Annotated in this window: 7 protein-coding genes, 6 tRNA genes and 7 rRNA genes; 14 read left to right on the forward strand and 6 right to left on the reverse strand. The window is 45.5% G+C overall.

Annotation, left to right across the window (positions count from 1 at the left end):
* The first annotated feature begins 80 nt into the window (after positions 1-80).
* Positions 81-380 carry a hypothetical protein gene (locus tag AOT82_RS08875; protein ID WP_071002709.1) on the forward strand — a complete coding sequence of 100 codons (300 nt, stop codon included), beginning with the start codon at positions 81-83 and terminating at the stop codon, positions 378-380.
* 89 nt (positions 381-469) lie between these two features.
* On the opposite strand, the gene rnr is transcribed toward AOT82_RS08875, so the two are convergent.
* The 6 genes from rnr to thrS all read right to left on the reverse strand — a co-directional run bounded on the left by rnr (position 470) and on the right by thrS (position 7,845).
* Entirely contained in the window at positions 470-2,749 is a 2,280-nt protein-coding gene (rnr, locus tag AOT82_RS08880; protein WP_071002710.1) for a ribonuclease R, read from the reverse strand.
* A 139-nt stretch (positions 2,750-2,888) separates the two neighbouring features.
* A complete protein-coding gene (locus tag AOT82_RS08885) occupies positions 2,889-4,133 on the reverse strand; it encodes a toxic anion resistance protein (protein ID WP_071002711.1) in 1,245 nt (414 codons plus the stop codon).
* Positions 4,134-4,329: 196 nt separating this feature from the next.
* Positions 4,330-4,842, reverse strand: a complete 513-nt coding sequence (locus AOT82_RS08890; RefSeq protein WP_227517133.1) for an IS630 family transposase — start codon at positions 4,840-4,842, stop codon at positions 4,330-4,332.
* Positions 4,823-5,179, reverse strand: coding sequence for an IS630 transposase-related protein (locus AOT82_RS08895; RefSeq protein ID WP_071002712.1), 357 nt, complete (start codon positions 5,177-5,179; stop codon positions 4,823-4,825). Before AOT82_RS08895 ends, AOT82_RS08890 begins: the two co-directional genes overlap by 20 nt.
* Before the next feature lie 204 nt (positions 5,180-5,383).
* Positions 5,384-5,887, reverse strand: coding sequence for a translation initiation factor IF-3 (infC, locus tag AOT82_RS08900; RefSeq protein ID WP_071002713.1), 504 nt, complete (start codon positions 5,885-5,887; stop codon positions 5,384-5,386).
* Positions 5,888-5,910: 23 nt separating this feature from the next.
* Positions 5,911-7,845 (reverse strand): threonine--tRNA ligase, encoded by a 1,935-nt coding sequence (gene thrS, locus AOT82_RS08905; protein WP_071002714.1) that lies wholly within the window; start codon positions 7,843-7,845, stop codon positions 5,911-5,913.
* Between the two features lie 1,114 nt (positions 7,846-8,959).
* Between thrS and AOT82_RS08910 the strand changes: the two genes are divergently transcribed.
* The 13 genes from AOT82_RS08910 (at position 8,960) to AOT82_RS08970 (ending at position 22,916) form a co-directional block, all read left to right on the forward strand.
* Positions 8,960-10,496: ribosomal RNA gene (locus tag AOT82_RS08910) — 16S ribosomal RNA — on the forward strand.
* Between the two features lie 73 nt (positions 10,497-10,569).
* Positions 10,570-10,646 (forward strand) — tRNA-Ile (locus AOT82_RS08915).
* Between the two features lie 96 nt (positions 10,647-10,742).
* A tRNA-Ala gene (locus AOT82_RS08920) sits at positions 10,743-10,818 on the forward strand.
* 340 nt (positions 10,819-11,158) lie between these two features.
* Positions 11,159-14,014: ribosomal RNA gene (locus AOT82_RS08925) — 23S ribosomal RNA — on the forward strand.
* A 162-nt stretch (positions 14,015-14,176) separates the two neighbouring features.
* A 5S ribosomal RNA gene (rrf, locus tag AOT82_RS08930) occupies positions 14,177-14,290 on the forward strand.
* A 711-nt stretch (positions 14,291-15,001) separates the two neighbouring features.
* Positions 15,002-16,538, forward strand: a 16S ribosomal RNA gene (locus tag AOT82_RS08935).
* A gap of 73 nt (positions 16,539-16,611) precedes the next feature.
* Positions 16,612-16,688, forward strand: a tRNA-Ile gene (locus tag AOT82_RS08940).
* A 96-nt stretch (positions 16,689-16,784) separates the two neighbouring features.
* Positions 16,785-16,860: transfer RNA gene (locus AOT82_RS08945), tRNA-Ala, on the forward strand.
* Between the two features lie 349 nt (positions 16,861-17,209).
* Positions 17,210-20,070, forward strand: a 23S ribosomal RNA gene (locus AOT82_RS08950).
* 162 nt (positions 20,071-20,232) lie between these two features.
* A 5S ribosomal RNA gene (gene rrf / locus AOT82_RS08955) occupies positions 20,233-20,346 on the forward strand.
* 711 nt (positions 20,347-21,057) lie between these two features.
* Positions 21,058-22,594: ribosomal RNA gene (locus tag AOT82_RS08960) — 16S ribosomal RNA — on the forward strand.
* Together the 16S, 23S and 5S rRNA genes with 6 tRNA genes alongside form the textbook arrangement of a ribosomal RNA operon.
* Before the next feature lie 73 nt (positions 22,595-22,667).
* Positions 22,668-22,744 (forward strand) — tRNA-Ile (locus tag AOT82_RS08965).
* Positions 22,745-22,840: 96 nt separating this feature from the next.
* A tRNA-Ala gene (locus AOT82_RS08970) sits at positions 22,841-22,916 on the forward strand.
* The last annotated feature ends 271 nt before the right edge of the window (positions 22,917-23,187 follow it).

Consider the following 23,187-nt stretch of genomic DNA (forward strand, 5'->3'; position numbering starts at 1 on the left):
AAGAGATAGTAGGTTTAAAAATAGGCACAAAAAGTGCAATCGAACTCGTATTTGGTAGCTAATCAAAGACGAGATTTTTTATGGAAATGAAGCATGTAACTATATTTGCCGTAATCGGCATCGTGGCACTATTGGGCTTTAACATCATCAATGGCAATAGTCATGAGAAAAACAGAGAGGTTGCCATTAGCAGTACTGTTTCTGAACAGCCTACAGCAGCTGTATCTGATGCAGATAGCTTTAAGAATAGCTCTGCAAATATCGCCAGCAAACCACTTGGCGAACAGCCAAAAGCCATTTTAGATGATGCAACCAATAAAATCGATCAAGCACAGCAATCTGAGCAAGATCGTTTGGAACAGATGAGTAATGCACAGTAAAAAAATATTTAACCTAAAACTATAAATAACAAAGCATAAAAAAGGGCCAACGTTATCGTTAGCCCTTTTTTATTTATGGTGCTACAGTTTCAGATTAGCTTTTTTTTGCTAGAGCTTCTACGACTACTTCTCTTTGCTGGACCTTTCTTAGACGGCTGTTTTTTGGCAGGCTGTTTTTTGGTCTGATTCATGGCACTAGACTGAAGTTTTTCTTTCAAATCAAAATCAATTTGCAGTAAGTCCATGTTGACGCCAGCAACCTGTACCTTGACCAAGTCACCAAGTCCAAACAGCTTGCCCTTGTCTTTGCCGATGAGCTGCTGTTGCTGCTCATCATAAACAAAGAAATCATCGCCCACATTGGAGATATGTACCAAGCCATCGATGTATAGATCAGTCAACGTAACGAATAGGCCGAAGTTGGTCACGGTCGTCACAACCCCTTCGAACTCTTCACCGACATGATCCGTCATATAATGACACTTGAGCCAAGACTCTACAAAGCGAGATGCTTTTTCTGCACGGCGCTCTGTATCAGACGTCTGTGTACCCGCGCCGTCAAGTGAAAAATCCATGACAGGTTGCTTGCTGTTTGTTACTTTTGCTTTGATCGCACGATGCAGCATTAGATCTGGATAACGGCGAATCGGCGAGGTAAAGTGGCTATATTCATCATAAGCCAAGCCGAAGTGACCAATATTGTCAGGGGCATAATTTGCCTGCATCATCGAGCGCAGCAACATGCTATGAATGCTAATCGCATCTGGTCTGTCTTTGGTTGCTTCAATAATACGCTGATAATCGGCTTGCGTTGGATTCTCTTCTGGGAAGGGTAGGCCAAAGTTTTTTGCATATTCGTGAATACGCATTGATTTTTCATTATCAGGCTTATCGTGGTTACGATATAAGACTGGCAGCTCATGTTTGAGTGCAAAGTTTGCCGCGCAGGTATTAGCGAGGAGCATACACTCTTCAATCAGCTTCTGAGAGTCACCGCGAGTACGCGGTAATATAGCGTCAATCCCGCCTTTTTCATTAAATTTGATGTAGGTTTCGACCGTCTCAAACTCCATGGCATGACGCTCTTCACGTTTTTTGAGCAGTAACTCATAAAGCTGATGCAATGTATCAATCGATTTTTTGACGTCTTTATTGCCCGTTAATGATTTAGGAAGTCTCTTATCAGTCGGATTGACAAAATAGTCGTTCACTTGGTTATACGTGAGACGCGCTTGTGAGTGCATCACTGATGGATAAAACTCATATCCTGTGACCTTACCTGCACGTGATACTTTAATATCAGCCACCATGCATAGACGATCAAGGTTAGGGTTCAATGAACACAGGCCATTAGAGAGGACTTCAGGGAGCATCGGAATCACACGATGCGGGAAGTATACAGACGTACCGCGCTCGTAAGCATCTTGATCTAGTGGAGAGTTTGGCGTGACATAGTAGCTGACATCCGCAATTGCGACCACGACGCGGTAGTTGCCGCCTGAGCGCTTCTCAGCAAATACGGCATCATCGAAGTCACGAGCATCTTCACCATCGATAGTAACGAGTGGCAGATGACGCAAATCTTTGCGACCTTTTATGTCTTTCTCAGTTGGTTCTTGATATTCAGCAGCTTGTTTGAGCGCCGCTTCACTGAAATCTGATGGGATATCATAGTTGAGTAAAGTGGTCTCAATAATCAGCTCTCGATCGTTATCATCAGACAATACCTCAGTGATTTTGCCAGTGGCAAATTCATGCTGGTTCGGCCAGTCGATGATATCGACTTTGACAGGCGCGCCTTGTTTGATATTGAGGGCTTGGACATTATCATCAGTGACAGTGATTGGTTGATGACTGTTTGGACTACCAAGCTCAACACAATAGCCGTCTTCATCACGCGCAAGTGTACCGATAAAGTTGTTCTGGCGGCGCTCAATCACATCGACAATACGACCTTCAGTACGACCGCGATTGTCTGTTGACGTGCCAACTGCTGCTACTGTATCGCCATTGAATACCCAGCGCATTTGTTTTTCATGCAAAAATAAATCTGGCATATCACTTAGCACCACAAAGCCAAAGCCTTTTGGATGTGCAGATACGGTGCCTGTAACGATATCTTGCTTAGTGACTGTGCGATAGCGATAGGGACGGCCTTCGCGATTGACTTGACCGTCGCGTGCCATGGCTTTTAGGCGATTGCCCAAAGCATCAAACTGATCTGGATCTTCAATCTCAAAGATCTGCGCCAGCTGCTTGTGAGTGACTTCCCCATGCTCACCAATCGTACTGAGTATCAACTCACGACTAGGGATTGGGTTGTCGTATTTTTGTGCCTCACTTGAGGCGTTTGGATCATTCCAACTCATAAATTACCGTATCTATTTTTTAAATTATTAATAGTGACTATCTTAACACGAACGGCAGCGCAATATCTTGCGTCAATTGCCTTATGTGCCTTCAATAGCAAAAAGCGTTGCATTTTTAAATGAACGCTATTGGGATCAATCAAATATCGATATCAACACTGCTTGATTGATTGGTGATTTTTTTACTGTCTAGCTCTTTTGAGACTTCTAGCACTGTGGTTTGATTTGATTTATCCAGGTATTTCTGTGCTTTATCGACTTCAGTGGTCAAGCTATTGACCGTTTGTTTCATATTTTCTAATGCTTCGATTTTATAATTACTAATCATATCCATGGTGTCATAGACATTATTGAAGGCATTTTGCAGTTTATCAAGCTCAATGCTACTACTTGTTGCTTGTTCATGAATCTCACCTGACTGACGCTTAAGCATGGCAGAGGTTGATTCAATCAAGCTACTCGTGGTTTTATTCAATGCCGTAATCTGATCAAGTACCAGCTTTTGATTGGTCATGGCTTGAGCAACTACCACCGCCGTACGTAGTGCTGAAACAGTGGTCGTCGTTGCTCGATCAACCCCTTTAATCAGCTCTAGATTGTTTTTACGGATGGTGTCGAGCGCTAGATAACCTTGTACGTTGACGGCCAACTGAGTTAAAAAGTCAGTGTTTTTTTGACGCACATAAAACAGCATCTCTTCTTTGATAATACGCGCTTTTTCAGGATCAGTCGCTTCTATGGCGTAGACTTTTTGCTCTAGTTGCTCATCTATCTTTTTGCCAACATAGATATACTGGCGTATAGACTGCATCAGCTCCCACATATTAACTTTTTCTTGCTCAATCATTGCATTGTCTTTGAGCAATTCATCTTTACCGTTATATAAACTGGTTACTACTGCATTGATATGCGATTGCGCTGACTCATACTGACGGAAATAGTCTTGCACTTTATTACCAAATGGAATCAGACCGAATAGCTTACGTGAATTGGTCAGCTCTTTTTTGCTTGGGTCTAAATCTTCGACGATACCGCGTAATTCGGTTAAAGATTTGGCAATAGGGGAATTGTCAAACAAGCTGTCATTGAGGCTTTTGGCCGGTAGCTCAAGCATACGATTAGAGACTTGAGCGGATTCACGAATCTCTTTGGTGCCCAGATTATGAATGGATTGGACGTTTTGCTGAAATTCTGGACTGTGCACGGAGTTAGTAATCACGTGATCGACGAACGCATCCACTTTGGCATCCAGCTCCGGAATTTGGCTTTCATCCAACTTAACCATTTGATCGGCTTCACTTTTTTGTATTTCTTTGACAGGTTCAGGCGCTGTGAGAGAGATACTAGGAGTTGTGGCGTTTTCTGGTGGTGTTAATTCTTGCATGAAAGTTCCCTTGATGTCAGATAAAAGCAGTGTTTTTATAAACGACTCTATTGGTCGTGATATAGATTATTGTTGTACACTGACTAAAAATTTTGATAAATGCTGATTAGCAAATATAAAACAGATCTTTAGACTACCGCGTAATCAAATAGTTGAGAAGGTAGATTTTGTAAAATAGCGTCAGCCAATTATATAGTCAGTTCAAAATAAAATTGTTATGGCTAGGACAAACATCATAAAACAATTTGGATAAGTCGTTTTCCATCCAGCCTTGGCGTAGAAACTTCACTTGAGCCCATTTCTTTTCGATAGGGTTTAGGTCTGGGCTGTACGGCGGCAACCAAAGAATACGATGCCCGTGCCTGTTTAGTAGCTTTTGAATGCGTTTGCTTTTATGAAATTTGGCGTTATCCATCACAATCACGCATTTTGTTTTAAGACTTGGGATTAGTTTGTGTTTGCACCAGTGATAGAAGACAATGCTGTTGATGTTTGTCTCAAAGTAATCAAGCGCAAACAGCATCTTTTCATACAGAGCACCAATAACGTTGGTTCGCCTTTTACCTTGCCAGTTGTAGCTATCGATACAAGGCTTACCAATCGGTGCATAACCATGAGAGCGAATGGTTTCAGACTCAAAGCCACTTTCATCCATATAAACGATGGGATAGCCTTGCTGCGTAAAGCTATTAAGCTTTCCCTGATACACCGCTCTTTTTATTGGGCAAGCTTTTGGATGCTCTAATGTCTTTTTTTTGACTGATGCCTAGGCGCTTTAGGGCATGATAAATGCCTGTTTTACTACAGTTTAGACGACGGGCTCGCTCATACTGGTAATCATCAGGATGTTCTTTAACATCATTAAGTAGCACGTCATCTGGTATTTTATAGGGTTTGGTTTGCCTGGTTGTTTTGCTATGAACACGCCGCTTCCAGTTTTGTATCGTGGTTGGGCTGAGGTTATAGAATTCAGCTGCCTCGGCAAAGGTCATACCCTCGTCTAAGCTTTTTAGCACTTGTTTGCGAAAATCTAGTGAGTAAGTCATGGTCTTTATAATAACAATTGGGTTTGATAATTAGTTTATAACATTTTTAAGTGGGATTGACTATATCTGGCTAAATACATTTAAAAGAGACAGTAGGCAGTCCAAATAATAAAAAACCATCAATATCCCGTAGCATATTGATGGTTAGATTTATAAATAACTATATGGACTGACAGCCACTACTTAAAGCAATCTCATAAAAGACTATTTTTTCTTTGTAGGTCCAAGCAGCATACCCATTTGGCGACCTTCCATCTTAGGATATTGTTCGACGTTTGAGATATCAGCAGTATCTTCAATGATACGATCAAGTTGTTTGCGACCAAGATCTTGGTGCGCCATTTCACGTCCGCGGAAACGGATGCTAATTTTAACTTTGTCTTGATCTTCCAAGAAGCTGATAATTTTTCTCAGTTTAACCTGATAATCGGCTTCTTCGGTACTAGGACGTAGCTTCATCTCTTTGAGCTGAGTCTGCTTTTGGTTTTTCTTAGCTTCTTTAGCCTTTTGCTTTTGATCATAGAGGAAATGTTTATAATCCATGATCTTACATACTGGCGGCTTAGCTTCAGGAACTAATTCAACCAAATCTAGGTTTTCATCACGTGCCGCTTTCATCGCGGTTGCGATATCAACCACACCCATTTGCTCGCCATCTTCTTTGACGAGACGGACTTCTTTGACGTTGATATCTTCGTTGATGTTCAAACGGTTGGACTGTTTAATAGGTATTACTCCTCATCTGTTTTTGGGGTCTGTCGGCCTTTTTTACTGACAGCGGTCTGTACTAATGTAATAAATTCAGAAACACTCATCACGCCAAGGTTCTCACCTTCGCGCGTTCGGACGTTGACACTGCCCGATTCCACTTCTTTATCCCCTAATACTAGCATATAGGGAATACGTTCTAATGTTTTCTCTCGTATCTTAAATCCAATCTTTTCGTTACGCAAGTCGCTAACCGCACGCAAACCTGCATTTTTGAGCTCACTAACCACGTTTTCACAGGCATCAGCTTGCTTATCAGTGATGTTCATGACCACAACTTGTTGCGGTGCTAGCCATACTGGCATCCAACCAGCATAGTGTTCGATCAAAATACCAATGAAGCGCTCAAATGACCCTAAGATGGCACGGTGCAACATAATAGGCACTTCACGATCGTTCTGCTCATTGACGAACTCAGCATCGAGGCGCTCAGGCATATTGGGATCTACCTGAATGGTACCGCATTGCCAAATACGACCTAACGAGTCTTTTAGACTAAACTCAATCTTTGGACCATAGAAAGCGCCTTCGCCAGGTAGATAATCCCAGTCTAGGCCTGAGCTATCAAGCGCATCTGCTAACGCCTTTTCTGCAAAGTCCCAAGACTCATCACTACCAACACGTTTTTCGGGACGAGTAGAGAGCTTCATAATAATGTTATCGAAGCCAAAATCTTCATAGACAGCAAGCGTTAGCTTGATAAATTCTGCTACTTCTTGCTGAATCTGTGCTTGCGTGCAAAAGATATGAGCATCATCTTGCGTAAAACCACGTACGCGCATCAGACCGTGCAATGAACCTGATGGCTCGTTACGATGGCAAGAACCAAATTCTGCCATACGTAGTGGCAAATCACGGTAAGACTTTAAGCCTTGATTGAACACTTGCACATGACAAGGGCAGTTCATTGGTTTTACGGCATAATCACGATTTTCACTAGAGGTCGTGAACATATTAGTTGCGTAGTTGCCCCAATGTCCTGAGCGCTCCCACAGACTGCGATCAACGATTTGTGGCGTTTTGATCTCTTCGTAGCCGTTATCGTATTGTACTTTACGCATATATTGCTCAAGTACTTGATAAATTGTCCAGCCATTGGCATGCCAGAACACCATACCTGGGGCTTGCTCTTGCATATGAAATAGGTTTAACGCTTTACCAATTTTACGATGGTCACGTTTTTCTGCTTCTTCAATACGCTGGATATAGGCTTTTAGCTGTTTTTTATCAGCCCAAGCAGTACCATAAATACGTTGCAGTTGCTCGTTTTTCGCATCACCGCGCCAATAGGCACCTGACATTTTGGTCAGTTTAAATACTTTCAAAAAGCGCGTATTGGGCACATGCGGGCCACGGCACATATCGACGTATTCTTGATGATGATACAGACCAAAAGCTTCTTCACCTGGCATATCATTAATCAGTTTTAGCTTATAGTCTTCGTTACGTGATTCAAAGATCTTAATTGCTTCGGCACGTGGTGTCATTTTTTTGATAACGTCATAATCTTGCTTGATCAGCTCCATCATGCGTTTTTCAATAGCTTCCATGTGCTCAGGCGTAAATGGCGTTTCACTAAAGATATCGTAATAAAAACCATCATCAATAACAGGACCAATGACCATTTTGACATCAGGATATAGCTGTTTAACTGCATGACCTAATAAGTGAGCGCATGAGTGACGAATGATATCAACACCATCGTCATCTTTTGGCGTTACGATTTCAACGTTGGCATCAGCGACAATAGGATCGTACGCATCTACTAGGTGACCATTGACACGTCCAGCAACTGTCGCTCTAGCGAGCCCTGTCCCAATACTTTGCGCCACTTCCATGACTGTTGTATGACCTTCGAAGTTTTTCACGCTACCATCGGGTAAAGTAATCGCTACCATAATCTATTCGCCTGTTATTGGGTCCGTTGGCAGTGATGATTGCAACCATCAATCATATAACCGTGAGACCGCATCAATTATATCTAATCATTGTGATATATAGTAAGAGTGACACATTACTTGCTACTGCTTTGTACTGCTATATATTGTGGGTTTTATTGGTTATTCAAGAGTGTCTAACCAATAACGACATCATAGACAGAACTCTGTCATCTATCTAATACAGATAATCAGTAAAAATAAGTAATGCAATAAAAGGGTGATTATAGCAAAAACCGTCTACCAAGACTAGATAGCAAGGGGTAGAGCCTTAAGCTCAATCAGAGATAAACTGCGAAAGTTATTTTTGAACATTTCAAAACAGAATGTTGGCAAAACTATATAAAACTTGGCGATTGACCTTCTGTATAGTGATGTTTGTAGTAATATCAATATTGAAGGTGGAAGAAGTAGAAGCAAATTCAAAGAGGTAAAAAATACTTCAAAGATAATAAACGGCAATACATATCTGATAAAACTGTCAATCAGAGCACACTTCTATTTTCTTTCCTTTTAAAGCAGCCAGCTCCAACCCATTGAAAAAGCTATCTTTTTTATATTCTGCTAAAATAAGTCCAAAAACATCAACAAAACAGGTTGACACAAAAATTAAACCCTCTATAATACGCCCTCATCAGACGAACTGGCAGTGAGAGAAGTGTAGATTACACATTAATAACGCAGTTAACCTGTTGAAATAAATTAAAATAAAGCTTGACAATTCAAATCAATATGATAAGATAGTCGGCTCGCTAGATAGCTTAACTGGCAACAGGGAAGGCGAAAAGCGTAAGTAATACCCTATATATCGATGACTGGACGACAGTGATTGAAACTATTTAAAAGCATAACTAAAGAACAACTTGTGTGGATTTTTGCTGATTCAGAATGCTAAAAAATAAAGTTGGTCGACTATCTTTTCGGTAGAACACCAACTATAAAAATTATCATTTAAGACAGCAGAAAAACTCAAAGTTAATTCATTACGAACATAATTACGAGCGATTTTGCCAGATTAAATGAGCCAAGATTAGAAGTCGTCTTCCTATTTATAGGTAAAGGCTTCAGATAGATTAAACTGAAGAGTTTGATCATGGCTCAGATTGAACGCTGGCGGCAGGCTTAACACATGCAAGTCGAGCGGAAACGATGATAGCTTGCTATCAGGCGTCGAGCGGCGGACGGGTGAGTAATACTTAGGAATCTACCTAGTAGTGGGGGATAGCTCGGGGAAACTCGAATTAATACCGCATACGTCCTACGGGAGAAAGGGGGCAACTTGTTGCTCTCGCTATTAGATGAGCCTAAGTCGGATTAGCTAGTTGGTGGGGTAAAGGCCTACCAAGGCGACGATCTGTAGCTGGTCTGAGAGGATGATCAGCCACACCGGGACTGAGACACGGCCCGGACTCCTACGGGAGGCAGCAGTGGGGAATATTGGACAATGGGGGGAACCCTGATCCAGCCATGCCGCGTGTGTGAAGAAGGCCTTTTGGTTGTAAAGCACTTTAAGCAGTGAAGAAGACTCTTCGGTTAATACCCGGGGACGATGACATTAGCTGCAGAATAAGCACCGGCTAACTCTGTGCCAGCAGCCGCGGTAATACAGAGGGTGCAAGCGTTAATCGGAATTACTGGGCGTAAAGCGAGCGTAGGTGGCTTGATAAGTCAGATGTGAAATCCCCGGGCTTAACCTGGGAACTGCATCTGAAACTGTTAGGCTAGAGTAGGTGAGAGGGAAGTAGAATTTCAGGTGTAGCGGTGAAATGCGTAGAGATCTGAAGGAATACCGATGGCGAAGGCAGCTTCCTGGCATCATACTGACACTGAGGCTCGAAAGCGTGGGTAGCAAACAGGATTAGATACCCTGGTAGTCCACGCCGTAAACGATGTCTACTAGTCGTTGGGTCCCTTGAGGACTTAGTGACGCAGCTAACGCAATAAGTAGACCGCCTGGGGAGTACGGCCGCAAGGTTAAAACTCAAATGAATTGACGGGGGCCCGCACAAGCGGTGGAGCATGTGGTTTAATTCGATGCAACGCGAAGAACCTTACCTGGTCTTGACATACACAGAATCTTGTAGAGATACGAGAGTGCCTTCGGGAATTGTGATACAGGTGCTGCATGGCTGTCGTCAGCTCGTGTCGTGAGATGTTGGGTTAAGTCCCGCAACGAGCGCAACCCTTGTCCTTAGTTACCAGCACTTCGGGTGGGAACTCTAAGGATACTGCCAGTGACAAACTGGAGGAAGGCGGGGACGACGTCAAGTCATCATGGCCCTTACGACCAGGGCTACACACGTGCTACAATGGTAGGTACAGAGGGCAGCTACACAGCGATGTGATGCGAATCTCAAAAAGCCTATCGTAGTCCAGATTGGAGTCTGCAACTCGACTCCATGAAGTAGGAATCGCTAGTAATCGCGGATCAGAATGCCGCGGTGAATACGTTCCCGGGCCTTGTACACACCGCCCGTCACACCATGGGAGTTGATTGCACCAGAAGTGGTTAGCCTAACTTAGTGAGGGCGATCACCACGGTGTGGTTGATGACTGGGGTGAAGTCGTAACAAGGTAGCCGTAGGGGAACCTGCGGCTGGATCACCTCCTTATAGACAGCATTCGCTCAGCAAGAATTCACAACAAGTTGTTCTTTAGTTTAAGCTTACGTTTTAGGACGTATTAGGGTCTGTAGCTCAGCTGGTTAGAGCACCGTGTTGATAACGCGGGGGTCAGTGGTTCGAGTCCACTTAGACCCACCATTATTAATGTAGGTGAAAGAGCCCTAAGTAAATCCGCTTTAAGGGATTTCCTCTTGCGCTCGGATCGAAGCAGTGCTTCGATTGTATCCTCGCTCAGGGGCCATAGCTCAGTTGGTAGAGCGCCTGCCTTGCACGCAGGAGGTCAACGGTTCGACTCCGTTTGGCTCCACCACTACATACAGCTAAGCTTAGCGTGCTAAATAAAATAGGTATCAAATAGAAACAAGTGATTTGCACACGATTACTTCTTTCTGTTTTATACAGAAAACTATGACTCGACGAGAGCATAGGAACTATTTAAAAACATAGATATGAGTCTGGGTTAGGATGAGCGTATTCACGCGCCCATCTTAACCTTAATAACTCACCTCTTAACGACATTGTTTGTTATCCCAGGGGTGAGTTATTAAAAAAGTAAAGAGAACTGAATCAAGCGTATAAACATAGGTGATATCGTTATCATAATTAGATTGTATGACACATAGAAGTCGAAAGACTACTTGGGGTTGTAGGGTCAAGTAATGAAGCGCACATGGTGGATGCCTTGGCAGTCAGAGGCGATGAAAGACGTGACAGCCTGCGATAAGCTTCGGGGAGGCGGCAATATCCTGTGATCCGGAGATTTCTGAATGGGGAAACCCACTTACCATAAGGTAGGTATCCTAATTTATTAGGAAGCGAACGAGGGGAAGTGAAACATCTCAGTACCCTTAGGAAAAGACATCAATTGAGATTCCCCTAGTAGCGGCGAGCGAACGGGGAGAAGCCGATTAATGCTAATGTAGAAGAACAGCGTGGGAAAGCTGACCATAGTAGGTGATAGTCCTGTATTCGAAACATTAGCGTTAACATATTAAGTAGAGCGGGGCACGAGAAATCCTGTTTGAAGATGGGGGGACCATCCTCCAAGGCTAAATACTCCTGACTGACCGATAGTGAACCAGTACCGTGAGGGAAAGGCGAAAAGAACCCCTGTGAGGGGAGTGAAATAGAACCTGAAACCGTGTGCGTACAAGCAGTGGGAGCCCACTTGTTGGGTGACCGCGTACCTTTTGTATAATGGGTCAGCGACTTATATTCTGTAGCAAGGTTAACCGTTTAGGGGAGCCGTAGGGAAACCGAGTCTTAATAGGGCGACTAGTTGCAGGGTATAGACCCGAAACCGAGTGATCTATCCATGAGCAGGTTGAAAGTGCCGTAACAGGCACCGGAGGACCGAACCCACTGTCGTTGAAAAGCCAGGGGATGACTTGTGGATAGGGGTGAAAGGCTAATCAAACTCGGTGATAGCTGGTTCTCCCCGAAAGCTATTTAGGTAGCGCCTCGGACGAACACCATTGGGGGTAGAGCACTGTTTCGGCTAGGGGGTCATACCGACTTACCAAACCGATGCAAACTCCGAATACCGATGAGTGATATCCGGGAGACACACGGTGGGTGCTAACGTCCATCGTGGAGAGGGAAACAACCCAGACCGCCAGCTAAGGCCCCAAATTCCTAGTTAAGTGGGAAACGAGGTGGGAAGGCATAGACAGCTAGGAGGTTGGCTTAGAAGCAGCCATCCTTTAAAGAAAGCGTAATAGCTCACTAGTCGAGTCGGCCCGCGCGGAAGATGTAACGGGGCTCAAACTAGGAGCCGAAGCTGCGGATTTGAATTTGTTTTCAAGTGGTAGGGGAGCGTTGTGTAAGCCTGTGAAGGTGTGTTGTAAAGCATGCTGGAGGTATCACAAGAGCGAATGCTGACGTGAGTAACGATAATGCGAGTGAAAAGCTCGCACGCCGGAAGATCAAGGGTTCCAGTCCAACGTTAATCGGGGCTGGGTGAGTCGACCCCTAAGGCGAGGCCGAAAGGCGTAGTCGATGGGAAATCGGTTAATATTCCGATACTTGTTTATAATGCGATGGAGGGACGGAGAAGGTTATGTCAGCCTGGCGTTGGTTGTCCAGGTGAAAGGATGTAGGTTTATAGCTTAGGTAAATCCGGGCTATTCTATACCGAGATCTGATAGCAAGCTGTACTTGTACAGCGAAGTGGCAAATACCATGCTTCCAGGAAAAGCTTCTAAGCAATAGTTATAAACGAATCGTACCCTAAACCGACACAGGTGATCAGGTAGAGAATACCAAGGCGCTTGAGAGAACTCTGCTGAAGGAACTAGGCAAAATGGTACCGTAACTTCGGGAGAAGGTACGCTGTTGGTGGTGATAGGACTTGCTCCTTGAGCTGCTGGCAGTCGCAGATACCAGGCTGCTGCAACTGTTTATTAAAAACACAGCACTCTGCAAACACGAAAGTGGACGTATAGGGTGTGATGTCTGCCCGGTGCTGGAAGGTTAATTGATGGGCTTAGCGTAAGCGAAGGTCTTGATCGAAGCCCCAGTAAACGGCGGCCGTAACTATAACGGTCCTAAGGTAGCGAAATTCCTTGTCGGGTAAGTTCCGACCTGCACGAATGACATAATGATGGCAGCGCTGTCTCCAGCAGAGACTCAGTGAAATCGAAATCGCAGTGAAGATGCTGTGTACCCGCGGCTAGACGGAAAGACCCCGTGAACCTTTACTACAGCTTTACATTGAACTTTGACCTGACTTGTGCAGGATAGGTGGGAGGCTTTGAAACTGAGACGCCAGTCTTGGTGGAGCCATCCTTGAAATACCACCCTGGTCATGTTGGGGTTCTAACTCAGGTATCACAATACCGAGGACAATGTATGGTGGGTAGTTTGACTGGGGCGGTCTCCTCCTAAAGAGTAACGGAGGAGTACGAAGGTGCGCTCAGACCGGTCGGAAATCGGTCGAAGAGTATAAAGGCAAAAGCGCGCTTAACTGCGAGACCCACAAGTCGAGCAGGTACGAAAGTAGGTCTTAGTGATCCGGTGGTTCTGTATGGAAGGGCCATCGCTCAACGGATAAAAGGTACTCTGGGGATAACAGGCTGATACCGCCCAAGAGTTCATATCGACGGCGGTGTTTGGCACCTCGATGTCGGCTCATCTCATCCTAGGGCTGAAGCAGGTCCTAAGGGTATGGCTGTTCGCCATTTAAAGAGGTACGCGAGCTGGGTTTAGAACGTCGTGAGACAGTTCGGTCCCTATCTACCGTGGGCGTTGGAAATTTGAGAGGATCTGCTCCTAGTACGAGAGGACCAGAGTGGACGAACCACTGGTGTTCGGGTTGTCATGCCAATGGCATTGCCCGGTAGCTACGTTCGGATGGGATAACCGCTGAAAGCATCTAAGCGGGAAGCCCACCTCAAGATTAGATTTCCCTAAAGAGCCGTTCAAGACTAGGACGTTGATAGGCAGGGTGTGGAAGCACAGTGATGTGTGTAGCTAACCTGTACTAATTGCTCGTTTGGCTTGACCATACAACACCCAAGTGGTTTGTATCAAGTCTAATTAATCTATCTTGTATAGCCCAGGCTATAGAAACAGACAGAACATTTCGATATCACCGTTAACCTTGATTCAGTTAGGGTAAGTGGTACTTATCAAAAGTCACACGAACAGACTCATATCTAACCCCCTTTGCTGACGACAATAGCGCGATGGCACCACCTGATCCCTTCCCGAACTCAGAAGTGAAACATCGTTGCGCCAATGGTAGTGTGGTTCGCCCATGTGAGAGTAGGTCATCGTCAGCTCCTTATTCCTAAAAAGCCCCTTGATACTAACGTATCAAGGGGCTTTTCTTTGTCGGCATTTTAATAATAATTTCCTAATCAATAGCTGCTCATTTTATTTGGCAAAATAATTATAAAAAAGGATCAATTAGCCTTGACCCAGCCTCAAACCCGCGTATAATGCGTCCCAGTCGAAAGGGAAGTGGTGAGGAAGCCTAAGCGATTAAGTTATTTCAAACTAATTAAAAATACTTCTTGACTAAATAAATAAAGGGTCTATAATACGCCCTCATCAGACGGACTGGCAGTGAGAGATGTGTAGATTACACATTAATAACCCAGTTAACCTGGCGAAACAAATTATAAAAAGTCTTGACAATTCAAATCATTATGATAAGATAGTCGGCTCGCTAGATAGCTTAACCGGAGACGGAAAAGGCAGATAGCGTTAGTAATACCCTATATATCGATGACTGGACGACAGTGATTGAGACTATTTAAAAGCATAACTAAAGAACAACTTGTGTGGATTTTTGCTGATTCAGAATGCTAAAAAATAAAGTTGGTTTGAACTTCTTTTCGGAGTTTATACTAACTATAAAAATTATCATTTAATCAGCAGAAAAACTCAAAGTTAATTCATTACGAACATAATTTTAAGCAAATGCTAGATTAGATGAGCCAAGATTAGAAGTCGTCTTACTATTTATAGTGAAGACTTCAAGCAAGATTAAACTGAAGAGTTTGATCATGGCTCAGATTGAACGCTGGCGGCAGGCTTAACACATGCAAGTCGAGCGGAAACGATGGGAGCTTGCTCCCAGGCGTCGAGCGGCGGACGGGTGAGTAACACTTAGGAATCTACCTAGTAGTGGGGGATAGCTCGGGGAAACTCGAATTAATACCGCATACGTCCTACGGGAGAAAGGGGGCAACTTGTTGCTCTCGCTATTAGATGAGCCTAAGTCGGATTAGCTAGTTGGTGGGGTAAAGGCCTACCAAGGCGACGATCTGTAGCTGGTCTGAGAGGATGATCAGCCACACCGGGACTGAGACACGGCCCGGACTCCTACGGGAGGCAGCAGTGGGGAATATTGGACAATGGGGGCAACCCTGATCCAGCCATGCCGCGTGTGTGAAGAAGGCCTTTTGGTTGTAAAGCACTTTAAGCAGTGAAGAAGACTCTTCGGTTAATACCCGGGGACGATGACATTAGCTGCAGAATAAGCACCGGCTAACTCTGTGCCAGCAGCCGCGGTAATACAGAGGGTGCAAGCGTTAATCGGAATTACTGGGCGTAAAGCGAGCGTAGGTGGCTTGATAAGTCAGATGTGAAATCCCCGGGCTTAACCTGGGAACTGCATCTGAAACTGTTAGGCTAGAATAGGTGAGAGGAAGGTAGAATTCCAGGTGTAGCGGTGAAATGCGTAGAGATCTGGAGGAATACCGATGGCGAAGGCAGCCTTCTGGCATCATATTGACACTGAGGTTCGAAAGCGTGGGTAGCAAACAGGATTAGATACCCTGGTAGTCCACGCCGTAAACGATGTCTACTAGTCGTTGGGTCCCTTGAGGACTTAGTGACGCAGCTAACGCAATAAGTAGACCGCCTGGGGAGTACGGCCGCAAGGTTAAAACTCAAATGAATTGACGGGGGCCCGCACAAGCGGTGGAGCATGTGGTTTAATTCGATGCAACGCGAAGAACCTTACCTGGTCTTGACATACACAGAATCTTGTAGAGATACGAGAGTGCCTTCGGGAATTGTGATACAGGTGCTGCATGGCTGTCGTCAGCTCGTGTCGTGAGATGTTGGGTTAAGTCCCGCAACGAGCGCAACCCTTGTCCTTAGTTACCAGCACTTCGGGTGGGAACTCTAAGGATACTGCCAGTGACAAACTGGAGGAAGGCGGGGACGACGTCAAGTCATCATGGCCCTTACGACCAGGGCTACACACGTGCTACAATGGTAGGTACAGAGGGCAGCTACACAGCGATGTGATGCGAATCTCAAAAAGCCTATCGTAGTCCAGATTGGAGTCTGCAACTCGACTCCATGAAGTAGGAATCGCTAGTAATCGCGGATCAGAATGCCGCGGTGAATACGTTCCCGGGCCTTGTACACACCGCCCGTCACACCATGGGAGTTGATTGCACCAGAAGTGGTTAGCCTAACTTAGTGAGGGCGATCACCACGGTGTGGTTGATGACTGGGGTGAAGTCGTAACAAGGTAGCCGTAGGGGAACCTGCGGCTGGATCACCTCCTTATAGACAGCATTCGCTCAGCAAGAATTCACAACAAGTTGTTCTTTAGTTTAAGCTTACGTTTTAGGACGTATCAGGGTCTGTAGCTCAGCTGGTTAGAGCACCGTGTTGATAACGCGGGGGTCAGTGGTTCGAGTCCACTTAGACCCACCATTATTAATGTAGGTGAAAGAGCCCTAAGTCAATCCCCTTTAAGGGATTTCCTCTTGTGCTCGGATCGAAGCAGTGCTTCGATTGTATCCTCGCTCAGGGGCCATAGCTCAGTTGGTAGAGCGCCTGCCTTGCACGCAGGAGGTCAACGGTTCGACTCCGTTTGGCTCCACCACTACATACGGCTAAGCTTAGCGTGCTAAATAAAATAGGTATCAAATAGAAACAAGTGATTCATCTTGAATAAAGACACGATTACTTCTTTCTGTTTTATACAGAAACTTATGACTCGACGAGAGCATAGGAACTATTTAAAAACATAGATATGAGTCTGGGTTAGGATGAGCGTATTCACGCGCCCATCTTAACCTTAATAACTCACCTCTTAACGACATTGTTTGTTATCCCAGGGGTGAGTTATTAAAAAAGTAAAGAGAACTGAATCAAGCGTAAACATAGGTGATATCGTTATCATAATTAGATTGTATGACACTTAGAAGTCGAAAGACTACTTGGGGTTGTATGGTCAAGTAATGAAGCGCACATGGTGGATGCCTTGGCAGTCAGAGGCGATGAAAGACGTGACAGCCTGCGATAAGCTTCGGGGAGGCGGCAATATCCTGTGATCCGGAGATTTCTGAATGGGGAAACCCACCTAGCATAAGCTAGGTATCTTATATTTATATAAGAAGCGAACGAGGGGAAGTGAAACATCTCAGTACCCTTAGGAATAGACATCAATTGAGATTCCCCTAGTAGCGGCGAGCGAACGGGGAGAAGCCGATTAGTACTAATGTAGAAGAACAGCGTGGGAAAGCTGACCGTAGTAGGTGATAGTCCTGTATTCGAAACATTAGCACTAACATATTAAGTAGAGCGGGGCACGAGAAATCCTGTTTGAAGATGGGGGGACCATCCTCCAAGGCTAAATACTCCTGACTGACCGATAGTGAACCAGTACCGTGAGGGAAAGGCGAAAAGAACCCCTGTGAGGGGAGTGAAATAGAACCTGAAACCGTGTGCGTACAAGCAGTGGGAGCCTTAATTTATTAGGGTGACCGCGTACCTTTTGTATAATGGGTCAGCGACTTATATTCTGTAGCAAGGTTAACCGTTTAGGGGAGCCGTAGGGAAACCGAGTCTTAATAGGGCGATTAGTTGCAGGGTATAGACCCGAAACCGAGTGATCTATCCATGAGCAGGTTGAAAGTGCCGTAACAGGCACCGGAGGACCGAACCCACTGTCGTTGAAAAGCCAGGGGATGACTTGTGGATAGGGGTGAAAGGCTAATCAAACTCGGTGATAGCTGGTTCTCCCCGAAAGCTATTTAGGTAGCGCCTCGGACGAACACCATTGGGGGTAGAGCACTGTTTCGGCTAGGGGGTCATACCGACTTACCAAACCGATGCAAACTCCGAATACCGATGAGTGATATCCGGGAGACACACGGTGGGTGCTAACGTCCATCGTGGAGAGGGAAACAACCCAGACCGCCAGCTAAGGCCCCAAATTCCTAGTTAAGTGGGAAACGAGGTGGGAAGGCATAGACAGCTAGGAGGTTGGCTTAGAAGCAGCCATCCTTTAAAGAAAGCGTAATAGCTCACTAGTCGAGTCGGCCCGCGCGGAAGATGTAACGGGGCTCAAACTAGGAGCCGAAGCTGCGGATTTGAATTTGTTTTCAAGTGGTAGGGGAGCGTTGTGTAAGCCTGTGAAGGTGTGTTGTAAAGCATGCTGGAGGTATCACAAGAGCGAATGCTGACGTGAGTAACGATAATGGGTGTGAAAAGCATCCACGCCGGAAGATCAAGGGTTCCAGTCCAACGTTAATCGGGGCTGGGTGAGTCGACCCCTAAGGCGAGGCCGAAAGGCGTAGTCGATGGGAAATCGGTTAATATTCCGATACTTGTTTATAATGCGATGGAGGGACGGAGAAGGTTATGTCAGCCTGGCGTTGGTTGTCCAGGTGAAAGGATGTAGGTTTATAGCTTAGGTAAATCCGGGCTATTCTATACCGAGATCTGATAGCAAGCTGTACATGTACAGCGAAGTGGCAAATACCATGCTTCCAGGAAAAGCTTCTAAGCAATAGTTATAAACGAATCGTACCCTAAACCGACACAGGTGATCAGGTAGAGAATACCAAGGCGCTTGAGAGAACTCTGCTGAAGGAACTAGGCAAAATGGTACCGTAACTTCGGGAGAAGGTACGCTGTTGGTGGTGATAGGACTTGCTCCTTGAGCTGCTGGCAGTCGCAGATACCAGGCTGCTGCAACTGTTTATTAAAAACACAGCACTCTGCAAACACGAAAGTGGACGTATAGGGTGTGATGTCTGCCCGGTGCTGGAAGGTTAATTGATGGGCTTAGCGTAAGCGAAGGTCTTGATCGAAGCCCCAGTAAACGGCGGCCGTAACTATAACGGTCCTAAGGTAGCGAAATTCCTTGTCGGGTAAGTTCCGACCTGCACGAATGACATAATGATGGCAGCGCTGTCTCCAGCAGAGACTCAGTGAAATCGAAATCGCAGTGAAGATGCTGTGTACCCGCGGCTAGACGGAAAGACCCCGTGAACCTTTACTACAGCTTTACATTGAACTTTGACCTGACTTGTGCAGGATAGGTGGGAGGCTTTGAAACTGAGACGCCAGTCTTGGTGGAGCCATCCTTGAAATACCACCCTGGTCATGTTGGGGTTCTAACTCAGGTATCACAATACCGAGGACAATGTATGGTGGGTAGTTTGACTGGGGCGGTCTCCTCCTAAAGAGTAACGGAGGAGTACGAAGGTGCGCTCAGACCGGTCGGAAATCGGTCGAAGAGTATAAAGGCAAAAGCGCGCTTAACTGCGAGACCCACAAGTCGAGCAGGTACGAAAGTAGGTCTTAGTGATCCGGTGGTTCTGTATGGAAGGGCCATCGCTCAACGGATAAAAGGTACTCTGGGGATAACAGGCTGATACCGCCCAAGAGTTCATATCGACGGCGGTGTTTGGCACCTCGATGTCGGCTCATCTCATCCTAGGGCTGAAGCAGGTCCTAAGGGTATGGCTGTTCGCCATTTAAAGAGGTACGCGAGCTGGGTTTAGAACGTCGTGAGACAGTTCGGTCCCTATCTACCGTGGGCGTTGGAAATTTGAGAGGATCTGCTCCTAGTACGAGAGGACCAGAGTGGACGAACCACTGGTGTTCGGGTTGTCATGCCAATGGCATTGCCCGGTAGCTACGTTCGGATGGGATAACCGCTGAAAGCATCTAAGCGGGAAGCCCACCTCAAGATTAGATTTCCCTAAAGAGCCGTTCAAGACTAGGACGTTGATAGGCAGGGTGTGGAAGCACAGTGATGTGTGTAGCTAACCTGTACTAATTGCTCGTTTGGCTTGACCATACAACACCCAAGTGGTTTGTATCAAGTCTAATTAATCTATCTTGTATAGCCCAGGCTATAGAAACAGACAGAACATTTCGATATCACCGTTAACCTTGATTCAGTTAGGGTAAGTGGTACTTATCAAAAGTCACACGAACAGACTCATATCTAACCCCCTTTGCTGACGACAATAGCGCGATGGCACCACCTGATCCCTTCCCGAACTCAGAAGTGAAACATCGTTGCGCCAATGGTAGTGTGGTTCGCCCATGTGAGAGTAGGTCATCGTCAGCTCCTTATTCCTAAAAAGCCCCTTGATACTAACGTATCAAGGGGCTTTTCTTTGTCGGCATTTTAATAATAATTTCCTAATCAATAGCTGCTCATTTTATTTGGCAAAATAATTATAAAAAAGGATCAATTAGCCTTGACCCAGCCTCAAACCCGCGTATAATGCGTCCCAGTCGAAAGGGAAGTGGTGAGGAAGCCTAAGCGATTAAGTTATTTCAAACTAATTAAAAATACTTCTTGACTAAATAAATAAAGGGTCTATAATACGCCCTCATCAGACGGACTGGCAGTGAGAGATGTGTAGATTACACATTAATAACCCAGTTAACCTGGCGAAACAAATTATAAAAAGTCTTGACAATTCAAATCATTATGATAAGATAGTCGGCTCGCTAGATAGCTTAACCGGAGACGGAAAAGGCAGATAGCGTTAGTAATACCCTATATATCGATGACTGGACGACAGTGATTGAGACTATTTAAAAGCATAACTAAAGAACAACTTGTGTGGATTTTTGCTGATTCAGAATGCTAAAAAATAAAGTTGGTTTGAACTTCTTTTCGGAGTTTATACTAACTATAAAAATTATCATTTAATCAGCAGAAAAACTCAAAGTTAATTCATTACGAACATAATTTTAAGCAAATGCTAGATTAGATGAGCCAAGATTAGAAGTCGTCTTACTATTTATAGTGAAGACTTCAAGCAAGATTAAACTGAAGAGTTTGATCATGGCTCAGATTGAACGCTGGCGGCAGGCTTAACACATGCAAGTCGAGCGGAAACGATGGGAGCTTGCTCCCAGGCGTCGAGCGGCGGACGGGTGAGTAACACTTAGGAATCTACCTAGTAGTGGGGGATAGCTCGGGGAAACTCGAATTAATACCGCATACGTCCTACGGGAGAAAGGGGGCAACTTGTTGCTCTCGCTATTAGATGAGCCTAAGTCGGATTAGCTAGTTGGTGGGGTAAAGGCCTACCAAGGCGACGATCTGTAGCTGGTCTGAGAGGATGATCAGCCACACCGGGACTGAGACACGGCCCGGACTCCTACGGGAGGCAGCAGTGGGGAATATTGGACAATGGGGGCAACCCTGATCCAGCCATGCCGCGTGTGTGAAGAAGGCCTTTTGGTTGTAAAGCACTTTAAGCAGTGAAGAAGACTCTTCGGTTAATACCCGGGGACGATGACATTAGCTGCAGAATAAGCACCGGCTAACTCTGTGCCAGCAGCCGCGGTAATACAGAGGGTGCAAGCGTTAATCGGAATTACTGGGCGTAAAGCGAGCGTAGGTGGCTTGATAAGTCAGATGTGAAATCCCCGGGCTTAACCTGGGAACTGCATCTGAAACTGTTAGGCTAGAGTAGGTGAGAGGGAAGTAGAATTTCAGGTGTAGCGGTGAAATGCGTAGAGATCTGAAGGAATACCGATGGCGAAGGCAGCTTCCTGGCATCATACTGACACTGAGGCTCGAAAGCGTGGGTAGCAAACAGGATTAGATACCCTGGTAGTCCACGCCGTAAACGATGTCTACTAGTCGTTGGGTCCCTTGAGGACTTAGTGACGCAGCTAACGCAATAAGTAGACCGCCTGGGGAGTACGGCCGCAAGGTTAAAACTCAAATGAATTGACGGGGGCCCGCACAAGCGGTGGAGCATGTGGTTTAATTCGATGCAACGCGAAGAACCTTACCTGGTCTTGACATACACAGAATCTTGTAGAGATACGAGAGTGCCTTCGGGAATTGTGATACAGGTGCTGCATGGCTGTCGTCAGCTCGTGTCGTGAGATGTTGGGTTAAGTCCCGCAACGAGCGCAACCCTTGTCCTTAGTTACCAGCACTTCGGGTGGGAACTCTAAGGATACTGCCAGTGACAAACTGGAGGAAGGCGGGGACGACGTCAAGTCATCATGGCCCTTACGACCAGGGCTACACACGTGCTACAATGGTAGGTACAGAGGGCAGCTACACAGCGATGTGATGCGAATCTCAAAAAGCCTATCGTAGTCCAGATTGGAGTCTGCAACTCGACTCCATGAAGTAGGAATCGCTAGTAATCGCGGATCAGAATGCCGCGGTGAATACGTTCCCGGGCCTTGTACACACCGCCCGTCACACCATGGGAGTTGATTGCACCAGAAGTGGTTAGCCTAACTTAGTGAGGGCGATCACCACGGTGTGGTTGATGACTGGGGTGAAGTCGTAACAAGGTAGCCGTAGGGGAACCTGCGGCTGGATCACCTCCTTATAGACAGCATTCGCTCAGCAAGAATTCACAACAAGTTGTTCTTTAGTTTAAGCTTACGTTTTAGGACGTATCAGGGTCTGTAGCTCAGCTGGTTAGAGCACCGTGTTGATAACGCGGGGGTCAGTGGTTCGAGTCCACTTAGACCCACCATTATTAATGTAGGTGAAAGAGCCCTAAGTCAATCCCCTTTAAGGGATTTCCTCTTGCGCTCGGATCGAAGCAGTGCTTCGGTTGTATCCTCGCTCAGGGGCCATAGCTCAGTTGGTAGAGCGCCTGCCTTGCACGCAGGAGGTCAACGGTTCGACTCCGTTTGGCTCCACCACTACATACAGCTAAGCTTAGCGTGCTAAATAAAATAGGTATCAAATAGAAACAAGTGATTCATCTTGAATAAAGACACGATTACTTCTTTCTGTTTTATACAGAAAACTATGACTCGACGAGAGCATAGGAACTATTTAAAAACATAGATATGAGTCTGGGTTAGGATGAGCGTATTCACGCGCCCATCTTAACCTTAATAACTCACCTCTTAACGACATTGTTTGTTATCCCAGGGGTGAGTTATTAAAAAAGTAAAGAGAACTGAATCA

The sequence above is a fragment of the Psychrobacter sp. AntiMn-1 genome, from assembly GCF_001854065.1.
GTDB classification, from domain to species: Bacteria; Pseudomonadota; Gammaproteobacteria; order Pseudomonadales; family Moraxellaceae; genus Psychrobacter; species Psychrobacter pacificensis.

Coding starts and splice junctions, on each gene's coding strand:
- AOT82_RS08875 (WP_071002709.1), top strand. CDS start 81: ATGGAAATGAAGCATGTAACTATATTTGCCGTAATCGGCATCGTGGCA.
- rnr (WP_071002710.1), bottom strand. CDS start 2,749: ATGAGTTGGAATGATCCAAACGCCTCAAGTGAGGCACAAAAATACGAC.
- AOT82_RS08885 (WP_071002711.1), bottom strand. CDS start 4,133: ATGCAAGAATTAACACCACCAGAAAACGCCACAACTCCTAGTATCTCT.
- AOT82_RS08895 (WP_071002712.1), bottom strand. CDS start 5,179: ATGACTTACTCACTAGATTTTCGCAAACAAGTGCTAAAAAGCTTAGAC.
- thrS (WP_071002714.1), bottom strand. CDS start 7,845: ATGGTAGCGATTACTTTACCCGATGGTAGCGTGAAAAACTTCGAAGGT.